The 19,685-nt window shown below is 41.6% G+C and carries 17 protein-coding genes; 15 read left to right on the top strand and 2 right to left on the bottom strand.

All coding sequences use genetic code 11. From position 1 onward, the window contains the following. Window positions 1-412: 412 nt before the first annotated feature. The 5 genes from A923_RS0106725 to A923_RS0106705 all read left to right on the top strand — a co-directional run bounded on the left by A923_RS0106725 (window position 413) and on the right by A923_RS0106705 (window position 6,756). Window positions 413-2,011, top strand: coding sequence for a BCCT family transporter (locus tag A923_RS0106725; RefSeq protein ID WP_017220901.1), 1,599 nt, complete (start codon window positions 413-415; stop codon window positions 2,009-2,011). A 208-nt stretch (window positions 2,012-2,219) separates the two neighbouring features. After that, window positions 2,220-2,492, top strand: a complete 273-nt coding sequence (locus A923_RS0106720) for a putative quinol monooxygenase (RefSeq protein ID WP_017220900.1) — start codon at window positions 2,220-2,222, stop codon at window positions 2,490-2,492. 121 nt (window positions 2,493-2,613) lie between these two features. Then, on the top strand, window positions 2,614-3,243 hold the full coding sequence (locus tag A923_RS0106715) for a LysE family translocator (RefSeq protein WP_017220899.1): 630 nt from the start codon (window positions 2,614-2,616) through the stop codon (window positions 3,241-3,243). 271 nt (window positions 3,244-3,514) lie between these two features. Beyond that, complete coding sequence (locus tag A923_RS0106710) at window positions 3,515-6,187, top strand: nitrate reductase (RefSeq protein WP_017220898.1); 2,673 nt, start codon at window positions 3,515-3,517, stop codon at window positions 6,185-6,187. A 158-nt stretch (window positions 6,188-6,345) separates the two neighbouring features. Continuing rightward, a complete protein-coding gene (locus A923_RS0106705; protein WP_017220897.1) occupies window positions 6,346-6,756 on the top strand; it encodes a globin family protein in 411 nt (136 codons plus the stop codon). An 18-nt stretch (window positions 6,757-6,774) separates the two neighbouring features. Here A923_RS0106705 and trhA read toward each other — a convergent pair whose 3' ends face one another. After that, entirely contained in the window at window positions 6,775-7,476 is a 702-nt protein-coding gene (gene trhA / locus A923_RS0106700) for a PAQR family membrane homeostasis protein TrhA (protein ID WP_017220896.1), read from the bottom strand. Window positions 7,477-7,928: 452 nt separating this feature from the next. On the opposite strand from trhA, the gene A923_RS0106695 reads away from it, so the two are divergent. The 10 genes from A923_RS0106695 (at window position 7,929) to A923_RS0106650 (ending at window position 17,671) form a co-directional block, all read left to right on the top strand. Beyond that, window positions 7,929-8,564 carry a helix-turn-helix transcriptional regulator gene (locus A923_RS0106695; protein WP_017220895.1) on the top strand — a complete coding sequence of 212 codons (636 nt, stop codon included), beginning with the start codon at window positions 7,929-7,931 and terminating at the stop codon, window positions 8,562-8,564. Window positions 8,565-8,643: 79 nt separating this feature from the next. Then, complete coding sequence (locus A923_RS0106690; protein WP_017220894.1) at window positions 8,644-9,879, top strand: dicarboxylate/amino acid:cation symporter; 1,236 nt, start codon at window positions 8,644-8,646, stop codon at window positions 9,877-9,879. A gap of 13 nt (window positions 9,880-9,892) precedes the next feature. After that, the gene (gene metC / locus A923_RS0106685; RefSeq protein ID WP_017220893.1) at window positions 9,893-11,083 is read left to right on the top strand and encodes a cystathionine beta-lyase; all 1,191 of its coding nucleotides are present in this window, start codon (window positions 9,893-9,895) and stop codon (window positions 11,081-11,083) included. 165 nt (window positions 11,084-11,248) lie between these two features. After that, window positions 11,249-11,632 carry a Rid family detoxifying hydrolase gene (locus tag A923_RS0106680; RefSeq protein ID WP_017220892.1) on the top strand — a complete coding sequence of 128 codons (384 nt, stop codon included), beginning with the start codon at window positions 11,249-11,251 and terminating at the stop codon, window positions 11,630-11,632. Window positions 11,633-11,827: 195 nt separating this feature from the next. Further along, the gene (locus tag A923_RS0106675; protein WP_017220891.1) at window positions 11,828-12,778 is read left to right on the top strand and encodes a hypothetical protein; all 951 of its coding nucleotides are present in this window, start codon (window positions 11,828-11,830) and stop codon (window positions 12,776-12,778) included. 136 nt (window positions 12,779-12,914) lie between these two features. Continuing rightward, window positions 12,915-13,547 (top strand): elongation factor P hydroxylase, encoded by a 633-nt coding sequence (locus A923_RS0106670; RefSeq protein WP_017220890.1) that lies wholly within the window; start codon window positions 12,915-12,917, stop codon window positions 13,545-13,547. Next, the gene (locus A923_RS0106665) at window positions 13,528-14,661 is read left to right on the top strand and encodes an ATP-NAD kinase family protein (protein ID WP_017220889.1); all 1,134 of its coding nucleotides are present in this window, start codon (window positions 13,528-13,530) and stop codon (window positions 14,659-14,661) included. The genes A923_RS0106670 and A923_RS0106665 overlap by 20 nt, the downstream gene beginning before the upstream one ends. Window positions 14,662-14,664: 3 nt before the next feature. Next, window positions 14,665-14,934, top strand: a complete 270-nt coding sequence (locus A923_RS0106660) for a YfcL family protein (RefSeq protein ID WP_017220888.1) — start codon at window positions 14,665-14,667, stop codon at window positions 14,932-14,934. Between the two features lie 520 nt (window positions 14,935-15,454). Continuing rightward, on the top strand, window positions 15,455-16,444 hold the full coding sequence (locus A923_RS0106655; protein ID WP_017220887.1) for an esterase/lipase family protein: 990 nt from the start codon (window positions 15,455-15,457) through the stop codon (window positions 16,442-16,444). Between the two features lie 72 nt (window positions 16,445-16,516). Further along, entirely contained in the window at window positions 16,517-17,671 is a 1,155-nt protein-coding gene (locus A923_RS0106650) for a lipase secretion chaperone (protein WP_017220886.1), read from the top strand. Here A923_RS0106650 and glgX read toward each other — a convergent pair. Beyond that, on the bottom strand, window positions 17,606-19,609 hold the full coding sequence (gene glgX, locus A923_RS0106645) for a glycogen debranching protein GlgX (protein WP_017220885.1): 2,004 nt from the start codon (window positions 19,607-19,609) through the stop codon (window positions 17,606-17,608). The genes A923_RS0106650 and glgX overlap by 66 nt on opposite strands. Between the last annotated feature and the right edge of the window lie 76 nt (window positions 19,610-19,685).

Genomic DNA, 19,685 nt, shown 5'->3' with positions numbered 1-19,685 from the left:
CGGCCTCAAATGTATGTTTGAGGCCGTTTTTTTATGTCTGATACTTTAGTTTTTAATGCCGAAATTTGTACGCGATCTAGATTTAAGTATTTAATATATGAGGAATTATCAGTATTATTAACTGAACAGTATTCTTACGATTTTGGATAGTATTTTATTATCGATATAAACATTTCATGGTCAAGTGCAATAATACTCTTTTTATCTTAAACATATTTTTATGTATATTTATATCCAGAAACTTTATGTTCTATTTAATAAAGTCCAGGCCGCGGTTGATTGAGTTTTGTCACTTTTTTTGCTACTCTTCAACCGATTTTTATCACTTGGCTCATTATGGTTTTAACTAATGACCCTTTCGTTTTTACTTTTCGATTAAAAAGTATTGCAGGATATATGCTTAGCATAACTTATGGATAGCTCGTTAAACAAAAATAGTACGTCAAATAAATATAGTATTGAAACCACTGACTACCAAGTCGGTCAGGATAACGTTCAAAAATGGGGCTTTGATATACATAACCCAGTGTTCGGCATTAGCGCCGGATTAATAGTTCTCTTTCTCTCTGCACTCCTCCTCGTCGACCCAGTTACCGCAAAAGAAACATTAAACAGCGTACGTAACAGCATCATGGCAGACTTCGATGTCTTCTTTATGTGGTCAACTAACTTCTTTGTTTTATTCACTATGGTATTGATTGTATCGCCACTGGGTAAAATCCGTATTGGCGGTAAAGAAGCAAAGGCTGAGCACTCAACCCTATCTTGGATGGCAATGCTATTTGCTGCCGGCATGGGTATTGGTCTGTTGTTCTGGGGTGTTGCGGAACCAACGGCTTACTTCACTAACTGGTGGGGAACGCCATTTAATGTTGAACCGTTAACTGCAGAAGCAAAATCATTAGCACTTGCTGCAACGATTTATAACTGGGGTATTCACGGTTGGGCTATCTACGGTATCGTCGCGCTTTCTTTGGCTTTCTTTGCTTATAACAAAGGCCTGCCGTTATCAATCCGTTCGGTATTTTATCCGATCATTGGTGATAAAGCTTGGGGTTGGACTGGTCACATTGTTGATATTCTAGCTGTACTGGCAACGTTATTTGGTCTGGCGACATCGCTCGGACTAGGTGCACAACAAGCGGCAAGTGGTATCAACCATGTATTTGGTACTGAAGGTGGCATTGGCATGCAATTAATTGTGATTGCTTTTGTTACCTTTATTGCGATCCTTTCTGTTATTCGTGGTATTGATGGCGGCGTAAAAGTATTGAGTAACATCAATATGGTGTTTGCTATTGGTCTACTTATTTTTGTCATGATTATTGGTTTTGATGTGATTGTTGTGACAATCCCTGAGACTTTGACTGCTTACGTGCAAAACTTTATTGGTTTAAGTAATCCACATGGTCGTGAAGATACATCTTGGATGCACGGTTGGACTGTATTCTACTGGGCATGGTGGATCTCATGGTCACCATTCGTAGGTATGTTTATTGCGCGTATTTCTAAAGGTCGTACAGTACGTCAGTTCTTGTCTGCAGTTATCTTTATTCCAACACTCGTAACACTGGTATGGATGGCGACGTTCGGTGGTATTGCTATCGATCAAGTTGTGAATAACGTCGGTGAGCTTGGTGCGAACGGTTTAACTGACATTTCACTGTCTTTATTCCAAGTATACGATGCAATGCCGTATGGTGATGTATTGTCAGTATTATCGATTATCTTGGTATTGATCTTCTTTATTACCTCATCTGATTCTGGCTCACTTGTGATCGACAGCATCACATCAGGCGGTAAGATTGATGCACCTGTGCCACAGCGTATTTTCTGGGCGACAGTAGAAGGTACGATTGCTGGTGTTATGTTATGGGTTGGTGGTACGGAAGCACTACAAGCTCTGCAAGCAGGTGTTGTAACAACGGCGTTACCATTTACGTTTATATTACTGATTATGTGTGTGAGTCTAATTAAAGGCTTGAACTCAGAACGTCATTTATATAAGTAATGGTTTAGCTTAAAGCTAATTTTGTTAAATTGAAGCTTTAAAGACGACATCATGTAATATGAAAATGCCAACGGCCTCAAATGTATGTTTGAGGCCGTTTTTTGTTTTAGGCAGATCGCAAAAACCAGACATTGCAATGTCAACAAGCGGTATTACGTTATATTTTAAGTTGAGGATTATTTACTTTTAAGCGTATAGGGAGCTCGAGATGAAAAAAGTCATTCTAAAAGGATTTATCATTGTCCCAACAGCGGATTTATCGGCAGTGAAAAAAGCATTGATCAGTCATAAAGAACTCACACGTAATGAACCGGGTTGTTTAATGTTTAATGTCACTCAATCTGAGATTAACCTTAACCGTTTCGATGTGTATGAAGAATTCATTAATAAGGCAGCATTTGAACTGCACCAAGCCAGAGTGAAAAATTCAGCGTGGGGTAAGGCTGCGGCGAATGTTCAACGGCATTATGAGATATTGTAGTCAGTATAGAAGGTGAAATAGACTCAATACAGATTGAATCGCTATGGTATAGTCGGCATTATTGAAACGTAATGTTTATATAAAATACTTCATTACATAAAGATTTTATCAGGAGTTGTAAATGTCACTGGAATCCGCAATCACATTTTTTATCGCGATATTTATTTTTGGTATAACGCCAGGGCCTGGCGTATTTGCGATCTTGGCGCGTGCCATGGTTGATGGACCAAAAAAATGTATCATGCTGGCAATGGGGATGATCGGCAGTGATGTAATTTACCTCATTTTGGCTTGTTTTGGTCTTGCGACGATTGCAGAGAACTGGTCTGAAGTATTCACTGCGATTCGTTATTTAGGTGCCAGTTATCTGATTTATCTCGGCTATAAAATGATTAAAGCATTACCACAGATTAAGAGTGACATTGAAGCTGAAACAACCGCGCACAAAGAGAAAGCCAGCCTAGCGAGTTTCACACAAGGCTTTTTGATTTCAGCCTCTAATCCTAAAGTGATCCTGTTTTATATTTCATTTTTGCCAACGTTTATCGATTTGACCGTATTAACCGCGCAAGATATCGCATTAGTATCAGTCTTATCATCGCTTGCTTTGATGTCTGGGTTAATGCTCATTGCGTTTGGCGCAAGTCGCATGGCGGGGATGCTCAAAACACCGGTGGCGCACCAACGATTAAACCGCGGTGCAGGCAGTATTATGATTGCAGCTGGTGCTTATTTAGCGGTAAGCAAGTAGGTTAAAGCTGTCATTTAATCAGTTCTTAAGCTGAACATCATCTCGCTTCTCATCATGATTTTCGCACCGAAATGGTGCGTTAATTATATCTAAGCACTACAATCGCGCTTTGTGCTCGGCATATCACTTAGCTCCGATGGTTTTTAATCCGTATACCAACCCCTTTTAATACACTTATCCTATAATCACCGCTTACTTCTCTTAAATATCAGACTTGGCTGGATTTTTGCTTTATCTATCGTATTGAATATGCGTAAACAAGGATGACTATATGCAGAAGTTAAAGCAACAACCCAAGTGGGTTAAAACAACATGTCCTTATTGCGGTACCGGTTGCGGTGTCGAAGCGCAAGTAAATCAAGATAATTCAGTGACAATTCGGGGTGATGAATCACACCCAACAAATTTAGGTAATCTTTGTTCTAAAGGATTAACGCTAGCCGATACCCTAGTCCCAGAAGGACGTCTTACCGAATGTTATATTCGCGGCCAAGCGCAGAGCATGGAAACCACATTAAGCTATATTGCATCTTCATTTAATAAGGTGATCGCCGAGCATGGCCCAGACGCCGTGGCGTTTTATGTATCAGGGCAGCTACTCACTGAAGATTACTACATTGCCAACAAATTGATGAAAGGCTTCATCGGCAGCAGTAATATCGATTCTAACTCACGTCTGTGTATGTCGTCTGCCGTTGTAGCCCATAAGCGTGCCTTTGGTGAAGATGCAGTCCCGGCGTGTTATGCCGATATTGAAGCCGCCGAGCATATCTGTTTAGTCGGTTCGAATTTGGCTTGGTGTCATCCTATTTTATTCCGCCGTATTAAACAGGCGAAAATGGCCAACCCAAATTTAAAAATTACCGTGATAGATCCACGTCGAACTGATACGTGTGATATTACTGATCTGCATTTAGCGATTCGACCGGGTACTGATGTCGCGCTTTATAATGGTCTGTTGGAGTTCCTTGATCAGGAGAACGCGTGTGATCTGAGTTATATCGCCCAGCATACCGAAGGATTTGAAGACGCACTTAAATCGGCTTATCAATCGACACCAAGCTGGGTTGAGCTGGCTGAATTCTGTAATCTAGAACTCGATACCATGTTAGCCTTTTTCCGTCGTTTTACCGATATTGATAAAACCCTGACGTTATTTAGCCAAGGGGTGAATCAGTCAACCAGTGGTACTAACAAAGTAAATGCCATTATTAACTGCCACTTAGCAACAGGTCGAGTGGGTAAACCGGGTGCTAGCCCATTTTCGGTGACCGGTCAGCCTAATGCGATGGGTGGTCGTGAAGTAGGGGGACTAGCGAGTATGTTAGCCGCGCATATGGACTTTACCCCTGAGAGTCACGCGCTGGTGAGTGAGTTTTGGCATACCGATAAACTGGCGACAAATACCGGTGCCAAAGCGATCGACATGTTTGACCAAGTGCACCAAGGTAAGATCAAAGCGATTTGGATCATGGGTACCAATCCAGTGGTGAGCTTGCCTGATTCAGATAAAATTCAGCAGGCGTTATTAAATTGTCCGCTGGTGGTTGTGTCAGATTGTATGGCCAAGTCAGATACCATTGCGTGTGCGGATGTATTGTTGCCCGCGCAAGGCTGGGGTGAAAAAACCGGTACTGTGACCAATTCTGAGCGTTGTATATCGCGTCAACGTGGTTTCTTACCAAGTGCCGGTGAAGCAAAAGCCGATTGGTGGTTATTAGCTGAAGTGGCTAAACGGATGGGGTTTACTAAAGACTTTAGTTTTGAATCTGAGGCCGACGTGTTTGCAGAATATGCCAAGATGACAGGCTTTAAACAAGATAGCTTACCGCGTGGTCTTGATATTGCGGTATTAGCGGAACAAGATTACCAACAACATCAACCGCTGCAGTGGCCGATTCACGATGGTAAGTCACAAGCTCGGTTATTCACCGATGGCCATTTTTCAACGCCGTCTGGTCGTGCCCAGTTTATTCCGATGTATCAAAAATCGGCAGCCAGTGAAGTCTGTCAAGATTACCCGATGATTTTAAATACCGGTCGTAACCGCGACCAGTGGCACAGCATGAGCCGCACAGGATTAGCGACTAAGCTTAATGGCCATATGCCAGAGCCTTTACTGTCGATTAACCCACAAGATCTAAGTGAGCGTGGCATTGCCGACGGCAGTTTAGTCGCGGTCGAAAGTGTGCAAGGTAAGTTATTAGTCCGTGCACATGCGACGGTGAGTCAAAACCCTGGAGAGTTATTTTTACCTATTCACTGGAGTCGTGAAAACGCCAGTGCGGGGGCGATATCTAGCTTAGTGGCGGCGCATACCGATCCGCTATCAGGACAACCGGAAAACAAATATACCCCTGTGAGTGTCAGTGCATGGTCACATTCATCTCGTGCAGCGCTCTGGAGTCAACGTCGTCTGCAAGTTGCGAAGATACTACCTATGGTGGATTACTGGATTGAGCGTCGCTTAGAGCAAGGGTTTTTATATTACTTGGCCAGTGTTGCTGAGCCAGCTGTGTTCTTCCAGCAATTAAAATTAGCTTTGCATAATAGCTATATGACCAAACAAGTTGATTATGATAATGCCGCCGAGCAGAAATACCGTTTTGCGATGAGCTTTCAGGACAACCTTGATATTAGTTTAATGGTGACACCCGCTAACGATGTTGATGATGACTCTTGGTTAGCCAGCTTAACCTTGTTAATGCCTGAGGCGGGTTTACGTGCCACCCTTAAAGGGGAAGCTGAAACACCGCCAAGTCGGATGATATGTGCGTGTCACCAAGTGACCGAATACGCCATTATTGAAGCCGTTAAAGCAGGTGCCGATACGGTTGAAGCTGTTGGTGGCTGCAGTAAAGCGGGGACGGGCTGTGGTTCGTGTATCCCTGAAATTAAACGGGTAATGGCAAGCTGTGATATAGCCATTAGTTTAGTTAATTGATTATATTTTATGTATTTAAGCGTCTTCTAAATAGTGTGATTGATCCGCTAAAATTTTGATATGAATTCATTTACGTTTTTGTTGTTGTGCTATTGTTATTAGGTATATGTTTATAAAAATAAACTTTGATAACATGACGCACAGGGATGATAATTATTATGGATATCGACTTTAATGCACTATTCAATGACAGCTATGAATTTGTCCTGAACAGTGAGGATGATTTTTATGATGCTTTCTATACAAAATTTATTGCAGCGTCACCGGAAATCGCCCAAGCATTTCGACATACTGATATGGAAAATCAAAAGTTAATGCTAAGAAAATCGGTCGCGTATATGGTGAATTTTTTTGTTACGAAAAGAGCACGTAAGCATTTTGTTGATATCGCTTGTCTGCATAAAGACCAGTTGAAAATAGATTCGACTTTATATGATGTATTTATCGACACTTTGCTTGATACTTTAGCCGCGTTTTATCCAAGATATAATAATGCCGTCGGTGTCTCTTGGCGCATTACGTTAGCACCAGGCTTAGAATTTATGAAACATATATCTAAGCTAGATTAAGCAGACACTGTGCTACTGCTATGCCAGTGGCAGTACATAAAGATAAATTGTCACAAAATGACAAGCACTACCAAGTAATACAAATATATGCCAAATAGCGTGGTTATACGGAATGCGTTTATTGGCATAAAAAATTGCACCAACTGAATAAGCAAGCCCGCCAGCAAACAGCCAGTACAGCGCGCCAGTCTCTAACTTACCTAATAACTCATCGCCAGCAAAGACAATTAGCCAACCCATAATAAGATAGAAAAATAACGATACTTTTTTAAAGCGTTCAGCCCAATAGAGTTTGGCGATGATGCCAAAGATTGCCATTGACCAAACAATTGCAAAGATGCTCCAGCCGAGTGTACCGCGTAGTTCAATCAAGAGTAATGGCGTATAAGTTCCAGCGATCAGCAAGAAAATCGCACAATGGTCGAGTGTTTTTAATTTCGCTTTCGTCGCAGGATTCGTCGCATAATGATAAGCACTTGATGCAAAAAATAATAAAAACATCGAAATACCATAAATACTAAAGCTGGTAATGCGCCAAGGATCTGCTTGTTGTATCGAGGGTACTAATAATGCGATAAGCGCAGCAATACTCAGTAAGGCACCAATCACATGCGACCAAGTATTTGCCGCTTCTTCTTTTACGCTATAAGGTGCGGCAATGGTGCCTGCCGCCGCTATTATTGGTGTGGCACTTGTTATCGATGTAGCACTCTGTGACATACATTATCCTATCGTTAAGCTGTCTTACCAGTTAGGCGTACAAGTGTACGCTTAACTTTTATGTATTGGAAGTTACGGATGACATTGCAGGTATTTATTTTTAAATATCTAGAATGACGACATTACCTATATTTATAACCTACTTATTTTTCCTTATTCCTTGAGCAACGGTTCGTAAGACTCCTGAGAGCTGTGCTTTCCCTGCATCAATGGCATTTTCATGCCAGCGTCGTAAGAATGTGTTATTGCGCTAACGTCAATATCTCAAGATCAACAAACCTGCATTTAATTGAATTTATTTCACCTTAAATTTATTAACTTGAATTTATTTCATGTTGCAGTGAGGAATTGTCGTGCTAAAAAATTATTATCACGATAAAAATCTCTTAGCGATCACATTTATTAATACCCCCAAAGGTATACTTCTCACCATAGTCTGGAGGGCAAGATAAATGAAAATTGAAATAGATTTTAGTGTGCTGATAAAGTTTATCGCAGGTGTTATCGGTACTCATTGTGAAATTGTAATACATGATTTAAGTGATGTATCAAAGTCGATAGTGGCAATTGAAAATGGCCATATTACCGGGAGACAAATAGGTTCTCCAGCTACTGACTTAGCATTAAAACAAATAAAAAGTATCGAACAAGGAAATACAGAACAAGGCAACAAAGAACCATTTTTATTGAATTATCGGGGGCGTGCTGGCAATGGTGCAGCGCTACGTTCATCAACCTTGATGATTTTTAAAAACAATAAACCTGAATACATGCTCTGCTTAAATATTGATGACAGTAACGTTAAAAGTGCCATTGATATGCTTAAAGCAAGCATCCCTGATCATGAAGTCGCAGAGGCTCGGGATGAGAATTTCTATAACTCTATAGAGGACGTCAGTAATAGCATTATAGAGCAGGCTAAAAATGAGTTAAATCTAACGGTGTTATCACGATTAAGTTTACCTGAAAAAAATGAATTTGTTAAAACGGTTGAGAAGTCAGGATTATTTACCATCAAAGGAAATGTGCAGAAGGTGTCCAAAATGTTGGATATTTCAGAACAGACTTTATATCGCTACTTAAAATAAATGAAAAATAATTAAGCATGAGCTATTACATGCAGTGTAACGGCTCGACGGTATCATTAAAAATTATGGAATTATGACAATGTGGAAAAAGTTAGAACCTTATAAATCATCAATCATACTATTAACCGCTTTAGTCATCGGTGGGGCAATCGGTATTTATTTACCCGATTTCGCACTGACGCTAAAACCAATTGGTCAGATATTTTTAAACCTGCTATTCATGATTATTGTACCGCTAGTTAGTGTCAGTGTTATGTCATCGATTGCCAGTATGACTGATTTGAAGAAGCTAGGTAAAATGCTCGGTATTATTCTAGTTGTTTCAATCATGATGGCAATTATCCCTGCTGTAAGCATTGTTGGTCTCGCATCTATCTTCGATCCAGCACAAGGTGTAACCCTTGAATTGGCTCAGGACTTTACAGCAGAAGCAGGTAAAATTGACTTCGCAAGTATGCTAACAACCAATGACTTTGTTGGCCTGCTCTCGAAGTCTAATATCCTCGCCCTTATTGTTATGTCGATTATCGCTGGTATTGCGATTGGTCAATCAGGTGAAAGCGGTAAGAAAATCGCGGATCTGCTTAACAGCCTAAACGAAGTTATCATGAAAGTGGTTTCTATCATCATGGTTGGTGCGCCAGTTGGTCTTGGTGCTTATTTCGCATCAACAATGGCGAGTCAAGATCCTGAGCTGTTAGTGACTTTTGCTCGAGCGATTGGTTTATTCTTTGCTGCTACAGCTATTTACTTTGTGCTTGGCTCTACCTTTTATTCATGGATTGGCGGTGGTACTAACGCAGTACGCGCTTTCTGGAAAAATGCCTTTGAACCGTCAGCTACCGCTTTAGGTACTTGTTCTTCATTAGGTACACTACCAGTAAACATTCGTGCAGCGAAAAAAATGGGCATCAAAGATGACATCGTCGATATTTGTTTACCACTACTAGCGAACCTTAATAAAGGTGGTGTGGCGATGATTGCGGCACTGAAAATTGTATTCATCTACGCTGTGCTAGGTCTTGAATTTACCCCTGAAGTGTTTTTCATCACTATCGTTATTTCAGTATTATCGGCAATCATTGTCGGTGGTGTACCTGGTGGCGCATTCTTAGGTGAGATATTCATTGTTACCTCACTGGGTTTGCCAATTGAATGTATCCCAATCCTAGTTGTTATTGGCGCCATTACCGACGCACCAGCAACCATGCTTAACGTTGTTAATGACTTAAACGCAACACAAATTGTAGAACGCTTCATGAAACGTGGCGAAAAAACAGAAGCTCAATCTCAAACCAACTTACAACAAGCTTAAGAAGAGAATTATTATGTCTACAGATAAAATGAGTACATTATTAGTAACGGCTGGTCGTTCAAAAAAATTCGGACAAGGCTCTGTTAACCCTGTTATCCAACGCGCTTCATCTTTGGTATTTGATTCTGTAAAAGCGAAGAAATTTGCGACCGCTAATCGTGCTAAAGGCGAGTTGTTCTATGGACGTCGTGGCACCATCACGCACTTCTCTCTGCAAGAAGCGATGGTTGAATTGGAAGGCGGTGCTGGTTGTGCATTGTATCCATGTGGTGCTGCAGCGGTGACGAATTCTATTTTAGCGTTTGTTGAAGCGGGTGATCATGTATTGATGACTGGCGCAGCTTATGAGCCGACACAAGATTTTTGTAACATCATCCTAAAAGATTTAAATATCAGCACGACTTACTACAATCCAATGATTGGCGCTGAGATTGCTGAATTGATTGAACCGACGACTAAAGTGGTGTTCTTGGAATCACCAAGCTCAGTGACGATGGAAGTGCAAGATATTCCGTCTATGGTTAACGCTATCCGTGGTGTTAATCCTGAGATTATTATCATGATTGATAATACTTGGGCTGCGGGTATCTTATTTAAAGCCCTTGAGCATGATATTGATATCTCGATTCAAGCGGGTACTAAATATATTGTTGGTCATTCCGATGCTATGTTAGGTACTGCTGTTTCTAATGCACGCTGTTGGGACCGTCTTCGCGAACGTTCATACCTCATGGGACAAATGGTTGATGCAGATACTGCTTATGTAGCGTCTCGCGGCCTTCGCACTATGGGTGTTCGTTTGAAGCAACATCAACAAAGCAGTATTAAGATTGCTAACTGGTTAAGTGAGCGACCAGAAGTAGAACGTGTTAATCATCCGGAATTACCAAGCTGTAAAGGCCATGAATTTTATAAGCGTGACTTTAACGGTTGTAACGGCTTATTCTCATTCATCCTGAAACAGCGTTTATCTGATGAGCAAGTGGCAGCATACTTAGATAACTTTAAACACTTCAGTATGGCTTATTCGTGGGGCGGCTATGAGTCTTTGGTTCTCGCTAATCAGCCAGAGGAACTTGATGCTATTCGTCCTGCCGGCGGTGTTGATTTCTCCGGTACCTTGATTCGCTTGCACATAGGTTTAGAAGATGCCGATGATTTAATTGAAGATCTGATTGCTGGATTTCAGCGTATTGAAGCTTAACGACTCAGTTCGATAGATTCCCTTGTTTCCTTGTGAGGCAAGGGGTTTAAAACGTATAGATCATCATTAAATAATTTTTATTAAATACATGTTAATAAAACACTTTTGATAAAAATGTTAATAAAACATTGTTAATCGCAGTGTTAATAAAATAGTCAGGATATTATGAAAACAATTATTCATTCAGAACAAGTACCAGCAGCTATCGGCCCTTTCTCACATGGCACAGCCTTTGCTGGGCTAATTTTTACCTCAGGTCAACTACCGGTCAGTAAAGTAACTGGCGCCGTGGTTGCTGGTGGTATTGTTGAGCAGAGTAAACAGTCGTTAGAAAACCTAAATCAGGTTCTGCTTGCTGGTGGCGGCGATCTGAGTACGGTGTTAAAAACGACTTGTTTCCTTGCTGATATCAGCGATTTTGCGCAGTTCAATGAAGTTTACCAAAGCTTTTTCAATACTGATTGTCCGGCGCGCAGCTGCTTTGCAGTTAAAGATTTACCGTTAGGGGTAAAAGTCGAAGTTGAAGCGATTGCTCACGTAAAATCATAACCACAATATTTATTTTATTAAGCCGACATTTGTCGGCTTTTTTGTGTCCAAAAAACCAAATTAATCTAGTTGACTACATCGGTGATATGACCTTTATTGCTAACTTTTTATAATAAGTGGCTTGTTTCTAATGATAGTTCTGGTATAGATCTATCATTAGATGGTGATGGATAAATTAAATTATTTAGGGTTAGGATGTTTAAAAAAATAATAAAAAGACTATTTCGGTTTCTTATAATTTTAATCGTTGCAGGGATTAGCGGCCATTTTTATTGGTCAAGACCACTGCAGAACTATCCTGTACTGGATATTCAGATACAAACCTCATTGCAAGATCGCGTAAAAGAAAGTTCTTCTCTCGCACAGTTTAATGGTCAAACATGGACGACGAATGATAGCGGTGACGATGCCAATCTATATCAAATAGATGAAAAAACGGGTCAAGTTATTAAACAGATACACATTGACGATGTGATCAGTAAGGACTGGGAATCGTTAGCGCAAGACGCTGGTAACCTGTTCATCATGGACTGCGGTAATAATCATGGTACCCGTGACAGCCGCACGATTATCAATGTTGATACTGACACGTTAATACAAGCTGAGGATGGCGAGACCATTGCTGCGGTTAATACCGCGCGTTTTTCAATGGCGGATAAACCTGAAGAAGAGCTAACCAGTTATATGCATGATTATGATTGTGAAGCCGCAGCGGTGGTTGAGCAAGAGTTATGGGTATTAAGTAAAAACTGGAATGATTTAAACAGTCGCTTGTATCGAATGGACTTAGTCGAAATTAGTAACAGTGCAGAAAATGACAGTATTATTGAAGTGATCCCCGCGCAAACATTGGATGTCGATGGTTTGATCACGGCGGCAGATTATAATGCGGACACCAAGCAACTGGTACTGCTTGGTTATGATAGTAGCTTATTTTACAAACATCCTTTTATTTGGATTGTGCCTATTAACAACAAAGACTTGAATTGGGATATGGCAAAACGCTTTAATCTTGCTCCTCACGGACAATGGGAAAGTATTCTCTGGCAAGGCGATAACCAGTTGTTGCTCACGGCTGAAGCTAGTTGGGGTACTGCTGGGCGCGTAGGTACTGTGGCATTAAGTTCGGCGACAGTATTAGATTAATATCGCGTAAAGGAGTATTCTACTAGCGAAAATTACCGATTTGAGTGCGATATAGTAGCGGACATACCACTACCATAGGGGTATAATCCTGCTCATTAAATAGTGCTCAGTAATTAACAGATTAGCTAGGCGCAGTATGCAAGACGATTTAAAAGACTTATTAACAAGCGATTTATTAGCAAATGACGTAGGCGATGAGCAGCAACATAAATATCAAGATTTGATTGCTGTTTTTAACCACACGTTTGCAAACGAATTTAATACCCAATTAGTCAAAGGCGGTGACGAGCCGATTTACATGCCGGCGCATACTGACTTTGAACAATATGTCAGTTGTGAATATCACCGTATTATTTTTGCCCACGGTTTTTTTGCCAGTGGTTTGCATGAAATTTCGCATTGGTTAGTCGCGGGATTAGCGCGCCACCAATTGGTTGATTTTGGTTACTGGTATATTGATGATGGGCGTAATGCGCAGCAGCAAGCAGAATTTGAAAAAGTCGAGATTGTACCGCAGGCGATTGAATGGATTATTTGTGTTGCCGCGGGATTTCAATTTCGCGTTAGTGCCGACAATTTGGCTGATATTGTCATTGACCGATTGGCTTTTCAGCACAAGATCCACGATCAAGTACGCTTATATTTAGAAAACGGTTTATCAGCGAGAACGCAAGCGTTAGTGACGGCACTACAAGCATTTTACAATACAAAACCGTTGGTATTGGCAGATTTTGATTATCGAGGTATGTATGAACGTGAAGCCGTTTAAACTGGGCGTTATTGTTAATCCAGTTGCAGGTGTTGGTGGCAGTGTCGCATTAAAAGGCAGTGATAATGTTGCCCAGCAAGCATTGAGTTTAGGTGCTATTCCGCAAGCCAATAATCGTATGTTACAAGCATTAGGTCAGTTTGCTGATCTTGCCCAGCGTTTTACTGTGGTGACCGCGGGTGGTGAAATGGGCGAGCGCTGTAGTTTAGAACTTGGCCTTAATGTGACAGTGGCTTATCGACCAGTTAATGACATGACCACTGAGCAAGATACTTATGCTGCGGTTGAAGCATTATTAGCACAAGATATAGATTTGTTATTGTTTGCTGGTGGTGATGGCACTGCACGTAATATTTGCGCGACGATCAATGATGTCGTACCGGTATTAGGTGTGCCAGCAGGGTGCAAGATCCATTCCGGCGTTTATGGTGTTACACCAAAAGCAGCCGGTTGTGTCGTACGTCGATTAATTTTAGGCGAACTGGTTACCTTGGCTGATGCCGACGTGATGGATATTGATGAAGTTGCATTTCGTCAAGGTACAGTTAAAGCAAAGCGCTATGGCGAGATGATGGTACCGAGCGATTTACGTTATGTACAAAGCGTAAAAATGGGCGGGATTGAATCAGATGAATTAGTGCTTACCGACATAGCTGCCGATGTCATGGCAGATATGGAAGATGAATATTATATTATGGGGTCTGGGTCAACAGTGGCATTCACCATGGCTGAACTGGGACTGGATAATACCTTATTAGGTGTTGATGTTGTGCATCAGCATGCATTGATTGCTGCAGACCAAACGGCAGCGCAGTTAATCGCGTTGACAGAAGGTAAGCCCTGTAAATTAGTGATCACCTTAATCGGTGGCCAGGGGCATATTTTTGGTCGTGGGAATCAACAACTGTCGCCGCAGTTGATTAAACAAATCGGCAAAGAAAATATAATTGTGTTGGCAACCAAAACTAAGTTGTCAGCATTAGCAGGACGTCCCTTAATCGTAGATACGGGGGATGTTGAATTAGACCAAGCATTAGCAGGTTTTATTCGTGTAACCACAGGTTATCGTGATTACATCATGTATCGTGTCGCCAACCCAGAATTTGAGGATTAATCATTGTCTAAACCTACTTATCAAAGCAAGCTAATGGAAAAGCTTGATGGATTTGTAGAACAAGGAACGTCGGATCAACTATTTGCGGCCGAATATTTACACGGCCACGTCACTTTTGCTACGGCGAAGTGCGAAAATATAGGTAAAATTTATCCCCACGACATTAAATTTCAAGTCGTGCACAGCTTACGAGACGCACTTGTTGCTAATGAGCTCACCCCTCAGAAACAAGCGCTGGTACTCGGCATGTGGGATGATATCAATAAACATTGATATTCGATTAAATGATTATGATTAATCAGACCACTTTAACGAGTGTTATCACCCGTTAAAGTGGCTTATCATTTTAAACCAGCAATCAGATTGCTGGTTTTTTTGTATCTACTGATAAATTTTCTCATGCCTAAGTATGATCTAGGTCTGATAAGTATAAAAACGTTTATAAAAAATTGAATTTAATTTTAAAGCAGTATTTCACAAGAATATTATTAATCAACAAACACTTATAATCATGGTTAAAAATACTAAGGTGATATCCTAGCGCGAAGTGGCTAATTGCTTATCAGCGATTTATGTTTATTATTTATCACCATTATTTATCATTACACCGCTAAATTATATAAATCTAGTCAAAAAAACCTTTTACTCATCTTAATTTAATCAATGGCACTAGTCTGATTCGTCTGGTTGTACCTGTTGTTTTTTTACGTTATAACTTTTCCTGCACTCAAACGGGACAGGTAGTCACTAACGGGTGCGCATTTTTCGATAACTCAAAAATAAAGGATTAGCTATGTTAAAGAAAACGCGGACTTTACTCTCTGTCTTGGTTGGAACCTTGTGCTTCATCGTGGCACCTGTGCATGCAGATACTTCGGGAAAAACTAAATATCCGGTGGTATTAGTTCATGGCTTAGCTGGGTTTGATAGTGTGTTAGCAGATTATTTTTATGGTGTAAAAGGTGCGTTAGCCGATGTTGGCGCGACAGATGTATATACACCACAAGTCAGTGGTTATGATACCAGTGAAGTCCGTGGCGAGCAGTTGCTGAGTTATTTAGAACAGCTGAGTGCGGTGACGGGGGCTGAGAAGTTTAATTTAATTGGCCACTCTCAAGGCGGGATTGATTCACGCTACGTGGCCTCGGTTCGACCTGAGTTGATCGCGTCAGTTACGTCAGTAGGTTCTCCGCATCGAGGTTCTGGTACTGCCGATGTCATTAAAGATTCACCATTAGAAGGCCCGGCAATGGCGATTGGTAATGCGGTTGCGAGTTTACTCGCGGTTGCTACTGGTAATAATGATAACGCAGTAAATGCGATGGGTTCGCTGGAAGCCTTGAACTCTAAAGATGCGGCTATTTTCAATACCAAATATCCTGAAGGTTTAAGACAAGGTGAGTGTAAAGCCACGCCGAGTTATAACGCGGGTTCGTGGTGGTGGCCAAATTGGGTTTATGATTATTCAGTCAATGACGGCGATCATAAAGTGAATGACGTTGCTTATTACTCATGGGGCGGTACCTATAACCCCGTGCTTAACTCTAATGTCTTGGATCTTGCCGATGGTTTACTGGCGGTGACTTACCTGACGATAGATGAAGCGAATGATGGTGTTGTGGGTCGTTGTTCAACGCATTTAGGTAAAGTTATCCGTGATGATTACACCATGAATCACGCCGATGAAATTAATGGCATGTTTGGTTTACGTGGCCTAGGCAGTACTAGCCCATTACCTTTATATGCCGCACATGCGAAGCGGTTAACGAGCGCTGGACTGTAATTAGTTATTTAAAGTAGATAGCTATTCATCATGATTAGCTATCTACACAACCGCGTTAGATGGAGTCTGGCCATGTCATTGAAATCAAGTCCGCTTATTGTCGTTGGATTATCGTCGGTTATTGCGCTTGTTGGGGGCACGCTATTTTTTTCGCAAGGCTATTTGCAAGAGGATGTGCAAGCGGATGCGCATAGTATTGTGCATAGTATTGCAGCAAAATCTACGCAGCAGGCGAGTTACCCATTAGCGCCTGAAGCCATCGATGCCTTAGTTAATCGGGGTGATAACGTGCTTGCTAAAAATATTGAACAACAAGCTGTGCCGTTGTTATTGCCTAGCTCATTATTAGGTTCGCCGTTGCCATTGACACTGGATGTGAATGAGTTTGGTGAATTGGTTATTAACAAAAAAATTCAGCATCTATTTGATTTTTATCTCTCTGCCATGGGCGAGGAAAGTTTAGATATTATCGTTACTCGTATTCAACATAGCCTCAAATTACAACTTACTGAACCAGCGTTGACCCAAGGTATGGATATACTTTCGGGTTATCTACAATATTTAAATGAAGTGACTGCGATCAAACAGCAATTTGAGCAGAGTATTGATGGCGAAAATAGCGGTGAATATGCGTTAGACAATGTCATTCAAGTGCGTGAGATGGTTCTTGATGCGCGCGCTAGCTATTTAGATGATGATGTTATTGTCGCTTTTTTTGGTCAAGCTGATGAGTACGAAGCTTACATGTTAAGTTTGGCTACGATTAATAAAAATGTGTCATTCAATAGCGCTGAAAAACAGGCTGCGAAAGCGGCGTTAGATACCACCGCGCCAACATGGTTATTGACGCAACAGCACAATGCTAATCAACTCAATCAATATCGTCAGCAGTATCAGGCCTTACAAGCACAAGGGGCGAGTCAGGCTGAACTACAAGATTTTACCCAACAATCATTTTCACCCGAAGTGGCAGACCGTTTAGCTGTATTAGATGAGAAGCGTCAGCAGTGGCAAATAAAGTTAGCTGAATATCGAAAAGAGTTGACTGTTATTACCCATAACGCGCCTGATGATAATAGCGACAGTGAGCAACAACAGCTTGAAATCGCGCAATTACGAGAGGCTTATTTCAGCCCCCAAGAAATTAAACGCGTCAGTGCTTTAGACAGTATCGACAGTACTCGTCGTAATAGCACTGGCAGTAACACAAGTGCCCCTGCGCTGTAAGATCACCATTGAACGAGCAGCTAGTTGATAGTGGGCGTTTACATTCAGTGGCGCAAGGTGCATTGAACTGGTATCACAAACACGGTGCCAAATTGGCGGTACTTGCGGCAGTTTAAAGTCGACAGGCGTATCTATTTGGTTGAATAACAACAATAACTCATCGCCATTGGTATCAAGCCCGAGGTGTAGGCCTAAACAACTTTGATTCTCCCAGTCATGTTGTTGCATCACTTCGCCATTACTGCAGTACCAACTGATACGGTGATCATTACGACCATCGCCAGTAAACGCGGCAATGAACGGCAGCATGTATTGTTTACGCGCTGCGATCATCTTGCTTAACCAGTCTTGAAATTCTTGTTTAGCGTCGTCCATTTGCCAATTTAACCAACTTATCTCATTATCCTGACAGTAGGCGTTGTTGTTACCGCCCTGGGTATGAGACACGGTATCGGCAGCCAAAAGATGTGGAATACCAAAACTAAACAGCAGAGTCGTGATCAAATTACGTTTTTGCTTTTCACGAAAGGCGATAATCTCGACATCATCGGTAACACCTTCAACGCCGCAATTGTACGAGCGGTTATCGCCATGACCGTCGCGATTATTTTCACCATTGGCACCGTTGTGTTTATCGTTGTAAGACACTAAGTCTTGCAGGGTAAAACCATCATGATAAGCGATGTAATTAACGGGGAGTTTGTGTGGCCAGCGTCCACCACTAAAGAAGTGACGAGAGCCCATGATACGGGTGGCAAAATCTTTTAAGTACCCGTGATCGCCACGCCAAAAGCTGCGCACAGTATCGCGGAATTTATCGTTACATTCGTTCCAACCATCTGGGAAATAACCCAACTGATAACCATCAGGGCCAATATCCCAAGGTTCAGCGATAAGTTTGGTCGGTTGTAAAATCGGATCTTGCGCAACAGCGTGGAAGAACGGTGCTTGTTGATTGAAGCGATCGCCGTTACGGCCTAATGTAGCGGCTAAATCAAAGCGGAAACCGTCAATATGATATTCACTTACCCAATAGCGCAAGCTGTCCATAACTAAATTAAGACTGGCTTGATGGGTTAAGTCCAAGCTATTGCCGCAACCAGTGTAGTTACGTAGACCGTTTTCATCACGCAAGTAATAACGATGGTCGAGTGCTTTTAAATTGAAGGTTGGTCCATCTTGTCCACCTTCTGCGGTATGGTTAAAGACCACATCTAAAATAACTTCGATGCCGTTTTTATGTAATTCTCTGATTGCAGTTTTTAATTCGGTGACCGCATCAACCGTCGCATAGCGCGGATCGGGTGCCATGAAAGCAAGGGTACTGTAACCCCAAAAATTCACCCCTTGTTGATTTAATAAGTGCGGTTCGTGCATGCACACAGCAACTGGTAGGAGCTGTACGCTGGTAATACCTTGTTGTTTTAATAGGGTGATATTGGCAGGGTCTGATAATGCTTGATAGCTACCTGGCGCAGCTGAAGTGATCGCCGGGTTTAATTTGCTAAAGCCTTTGGCATGGGTTTCTAATAAAATTGTTTCAGCCAGCGGTACATCAGGCTGGGGTACATTTTGCCAATCAAAGGCATTATCGGTGACGAGCGCTTTGGCTAGATGCCAACTTTTTTCGGCACTGTAAGGCGGTTCATAATAAGGCGCTTTGCTGATCGCTTTGGCATAGGGGTCGAGTAGTAGCCAGTCTTGACCGTCTATATTACTTGAGAAACCATATTCTTGTCCCGCGCTAATGCCGGCAATGAAAATATGATGCACATCGGCATATTTGTTGTCGATGGTGTAACTGCATTGGGTCTTGCCATTAAATAAGACTAGCTGCAAATTGGCGCAATCCGGTGCATATATCGCAAAGTTACAGCCTTGTGGTTTTAAGCTGTTCGCAGGCTGCAAGTTTGCACCAAGGGGATAAGGTTTCGACATAAATCACTCACACTTAGTTTGTTAGCTAGGTCACATTTATAGGTTAGCTTCATCTTATGTAATTCAGATAGTTAAA

Origin of the sequence: Moritella dasanensis ArB 0140 (genome assembly GCF_000276805.1) — a bacterium.
In the GTDB taxonomy this organism is placed as follows: Bacteria; Pseudomonadota; Gammaproteobacteria; order Enterobacterales; family Moritellaceae; genus Moritella; species Moritella dasanensis.
This window is presented reverse-complemented; position numbering and strand designations above follow the sequence as displayed.

What these genes read in the sequence shown, in the direction of transcription:
- A923_RS0106725 (WP_017220901.1), top strand. Translation starts at nt 413, where the DNA reads ATGGATAGCTCGTTAAACAAAAATAGTACGTCAAATAAATATAGTATT.
- A923_RS0106720 (WP_017220900.1), top strand. Translation starts at nt 2,220, where the DNA reads ATGAAAAAAGTCATTCTAAAAGGATTTATCATTGTCCCAACAGCGGAT.
- A923_RS0106715 (WP_017220899.1), top strand. Translation starts at nt 2,614, where the DNA reads ATGTCACTGGAATCCGCAATCACATTTTTTATCGCGATATTTATTTTT.
- A923_RS0106710 (WP_017220898.1), top strand. Translation starts at nt 3,515, where the DNA reads ATGCAGAAGTTAAAGCAACAACCCAAGTGGGTTAAAACAACATGTCCT.
- A923_RS0106705 (WP_017220897.1), top strand. Translation starts at nt 6,346, where the DNA reads ATGGATATCGACTTTAATGCACTATTCAATGACAGCTATGAATTTGTC.
- trhA (WP_017220896.1), bottom strand. Translation starts at nt 7,476, where the DNA reads ATGTCACAGAGTGCTACATCGATAACAAGTGCCACACCAATAATAGCG.
- A923_RS0106695 (WP_017220895.1), top strand. Translation starts at nt 7,929, where the DNA reads ATGAAAATTGAAATAGATTTTAGTGTGCTGATAAAGTTTATCGCAGGT.
- A923_RS0106690 (WP_017220894.1), top strand. Translation starts at nt 8,644, where the DNA reads ATGTGGAAAAAGTTAGAACCTTATAAATCATCAATCATACTATTAACC.
- metC (WP_017220893.1), top strand. Translation starts at nt 9,893, where the DNA reads ATGTCTACAGATAAAATGAGTACATTATTAGTAACGGCTGGTCGTTCA.
- A923_RS0106680 (WP_017220892.1), top strand. Translation starts at nt 11,249, where the DNA reads ATGAAAACAATTATTCATTCAGAACAAGTACCAGCAGCTATCGGCCCT.
- A923_RS0106675 (WP_017220891.1), top strand. Translation starts at nt 11,828, where the DNA reads ATGTTTAAAAAAATAATAAAAAGACTATTTCGGTTTCTTATAATTTTA.
- A923_RS0106670 (WP_017220890.1), top strand. Translation starts at nt 12,915, where the DNA reads ATGCAAGACGATTTAAAAGACTTATTAACAAGCGATTTATTAGCAAAT.
- A923_RS0106665 (WP_017220889.1), top strand. Translation starts at nt 13,528, where the DNA reads ATGAACGTGAAGCCGTTTAAACTGGGCGTTATTGTTAATCCAGTTGCA.
- A923_RS0106655 (WP_017220887.1), top strand. Translation starts at nt 15,455, where the DNA reads ATGTTAAAGAAAACGCGGACTTTACTCTCTGTCTTGGTTGGAACCTTG.
- A923_RS0106650 (WP_017220886.1), top strand. Translation starts at nt 16,517, where the DNA reads ATGTCATTGAAATCAAGTCCGCTTATTGTCGTTGGATTATCGTCGGTT.
- glgX (WP_017220885.1), bottom strand. Translation starts at nt 19,609, where the DNA reads ATGTCGAAACCTTATCCCCTTGGTGCAAACTTGCAGCCTGCGAACAGC.